Source organism: Francisella sp. 19X1-34 (assembly GCF_041102755.1).
In the GTDB taxonomy this organism is placed as follows: domain Bacteria; phylum Pseudomonadota; class Gammaproteobacteria; order Francisellales; family Francisellaceae; genus Francisella.
Map to the genome: position 1 here is coordinate 1 of NZ_JBGCTX010000111.1, position 3480 is coordinate 3480.

Genomic DNA, 3480 nt, shown 5'->3' on the forward strand with positions numbered 1-3480 from the left:
TTTTTCGCTTATTTTAACCTAAAAACACTACTAAACCCTTAATTTACAATGCTTTTAATTCCGAACTGAGGTTAAATACAGTTGGTATATTTTGGCTGCACAAAACAAGTGTTTGCACCCACACGCTATAACTCTAAGCAACACTTGGATAAAATCCCTTAAAAAAATCAAAATATATCGACTGTATTTAAACAACTTAGTTATATAGTTTAATATAAGTTAAACTTACCAACGTTGAAAAATTTCCATGCAAATATCTTTTATGGCTTTACCTACTTGTTTTGTTTTTTCGAGATTTTGAGCATGAATATTTGTCAATACAATCGTATCAAATGGCCGAGTTTTGTACTCAGGAAGTAAGTTAACTATTTCATATTTTTGCTCACTCGTTGGCTCATCAAAATATTTTTCTGGAAGCAGTCCAACCCCGTAACCTAAACGCACAAGATCTCTTAACTGTACTAATACATCTGTTGCAAAGTTACCATTAATCACAACTGAGTGTTCTTTATTATCATCATCAAGCAGGTTCCAGCGGGTTTTTGACCAAAGATTTGTATATAAACAATTATGATCCTTAAGATCTTCCAATCTACTTGGTTTACCATATTTTTTTATATAATCTTTAGAAGCAAATATCTTCATAATATCTGAACGTCGCGTAACAATATTCCAATGATCTGGATTTATTGCGTGAAAAAACAAATCTTCTGTTATGCAAATATCAAAATGTTGAATAAAATTTTTAAGTTTAAGAATCTCACGCTCCATCATATTAAACGTATATGTCGATAGCTCAATTTTAATACTTGGAAATTTTTCTTTTAACTTAGGATAGATGTTATAAATAAAAAAATATGAAAAGCCTATAGACAAAAATATTTTGATGGGTATATTTTCATCATCTAGATTACTAATATTGCCCTCAACGTCATCTAAAATTTTCTCTATACTCTCAAGATGGTTTAATGTCGAGTTATATAAAACTTTACCAGCAGATGTCAGCTCAATACCTTTATTTGAGCGTGTAATAAGCTTTTTACCAATTTGATCTTCAAGTTGTGAAATCTGTCTTGAAATAGTAGTGTGCGCGATTCCAAGTACTAAACTTGCCTGAGAAAAAGATCCACTATTTATTAATGTTTTGAAAAAAAATAAATTATCGTAAACTTTCTTCATCTCTATATTATAAGAAAATCATATAGAGTAATAATATCAACTTATTCGATCTTTTGTCTGTTATTATTAAAAATTAACTACAAAAAACGATTTTAATAACAAAATACAAACTTTCTGGATAAATTTATAATATTGATTATAGCTAACTTAAATTTATAAAAGTAAATTATAAAAGATGCTCGATAAAACTTAATTAAGCGATATATAAAAAGCGCTTCTAAAACTACAAAAGTCCCTGTTAAAAAACATAATAATGAAATAAATAATGCTATAACCCAACTACGCATAACTAGCACCTCTTGATAAAATGAAATATGCTCCAATATCAGGTCTTTTGCTAATAATTGACTCCGGTAATGGATGTTTGACTAAAAGCATATCTGTGCATGCTTGAAATAACCGCTTAAAAAAACTGTCTTTTACATTACCAATCAACGTTTTTGAAGGAAATAAGTGAAATGTATTAATATTTTCATATAATTTATAAAATACTGTCTGAGTAAACTTATGCTTATAAATAAACATCATCATCGACATTCTATATTCTGGTTTAAATGCATGAAGATGCAATTCACATTGAGAACCTTCACTATCTATATTTTTTACTAAGATATACCCAGCAGGAGTGCCTTTTTCATATATAAAAACAATATGATCTGACTTTAACTCATATATTCTTTGGTAAAACCTTTCTATAGTTGACGGACTATTATTATAAGCTAGGATACTTTTCACTAACGCATCTGTATAAGAGGTTCTCTTAGTATCATGATAAAGTATAGTATAATTTAATCTCATTTCACTCTCCCAGAATCAGTTTTTACTTAAATTGCCTCAGCAACATCATTACCATATGCCCATACTCGATCAATATATTGCTCGCCCCAATCATCCATTAAGAATAAAAGCTGCTGTTCAAAATCTTCTGGATCCATAGGCTCTCCTTTAAATGGATTCTCAGGATTATGGTGAACACATTCAATACTAAATAACTCTTTTGACATTGCTAAGTAGTCTCGAGTATGCAAAATGTATGCATGCCAAACCTCATCTAAATAATTCATCGAGTCCATCATAAATGACTTTTTCTTTTCTATACGCCATCTTTGCGCAGAGTAAAGCCAACACATAAAGTCTGTAAACCATTGCTTTGCTTGTGCTCTATTCATTTTTAGCTCTTTCATAACTCTTAAAATCACTGACTCATTATTCCAATTTAAAATATCTGTCTTTAATGGAAGTTTAATTTCTTGCATACTATCACCCTATTCTTTATCAATCTTTTACTATAGTTATTAAGCTGCGCACATTATTCCGCAAGTTTTACAAGATAATGATGTCTTTGATGTTATTCTTTTTAGATTTTGAATTGTTTTCATTTTACTCTCCCTTTTTATTTTTTATCTAAAGTCTTATTCTTAAACACTATAAGCCATTAACTAAGTTGCACACCCTGGTGAGCTACAAGAGAAACAAGATACTGAAATTTTTGATGTTAATGCTTTTAAATTCTTAACTGTTTTCATTTTATTATCCTTTTTTCTTACTGTGCACACATATAACAAGATATTGATGTTTGTGCTGTTAGTTTCTTCAAGTTCTTAATCGTTTTCATTTTATTTCTCTTTTTTTAATTTTTATCTAAATCTCTATTCTTTATCAGCTCTGCTTAACCTCCACATGGTGGAATACTACATGCTGCTAATGTTTGTGATGTTAATTTCTTAAGGTTCTTAATTGTTTTCATTTTGTTTCTCCTTTTTTTAATTTTTATCTAAATCTCTATTCTTTATCAGCTCTGCTTAACCTCCACATGGTGGAACGCTACATGCTGCTAATGTTTGTGATGTTAGTTTCTTTAAGTTCTTTATTGTTTTCATTTTATTTCTCCTTTTTTCTTTCTTTAATCTTTATCTCTAAGTAACTTATCTATTAACCGCCACACGGTGGAATGCTACATGATGCTAATGTTTGCGATGTTAGTTTCTTTAAGTTCTTTATTGTTTTCATTTCGTTTCTCCTTTTTATTTTCTTTTCATCTTTCAACTTCTCAGCTGATAGTGAGTATTATATGGGGCATGACCTTTCTCTGGAATACTATAAAATGAACACTGCTGTGCAATTTTGCATACATAGATTTTCAGAAACCAAAAAATGAGTACTTTACTAATTAAATACCAGTCATTGGTAGAGCTTATAGTTTTAGAAGACTAATGAATGCATAGTGGGACTGTTGAAATCTGATATTAATTTTAAAATTGTTTAAAATATACTGAAAAGTAATATATGATTTTTTTATGT

The 3480-nt window shown here is 29.3% G+C and carries 3 protein-coding genes; all 3 read right to left on the reverse strand.

The window, feature by feature from the left end:
* Positions 1-225: 225 nt before the first annotated feature.
* Complete coding sequence (locus AB8E56_RS11305) at positions 226-1179, reverse strand: LysR family transcriptional regulator (protein ID WP_329481174.1); 954 nt, start codon at positions 1177-1179, stop codon at positions 226-228.
* 279 nt (positions 1180-1458) lie between these two features.
* Positions 1459-1977, reverse strand: coding sequence for a hypothetical protein (locus AB8E56_RS11310; RefSeq protein WP_329481176.1), 519 nt, complete (start codon positions 1975-1977; stop codon positions 1459-1461).
* 26 nt (positions 1978-2003) lie between these two features.
* Complete coding sequence (locus AB8E56_RS11315) at positions 2004-2435, reverse strand: hypothetical protein (protein ID WP_329481178.1); 432 nt, start codon at positions 2433-2435, stop codon at positions 2004-2006.
* Between the last annotated feature and the right edge of the window lie 1045 nt (positions 2436-3480).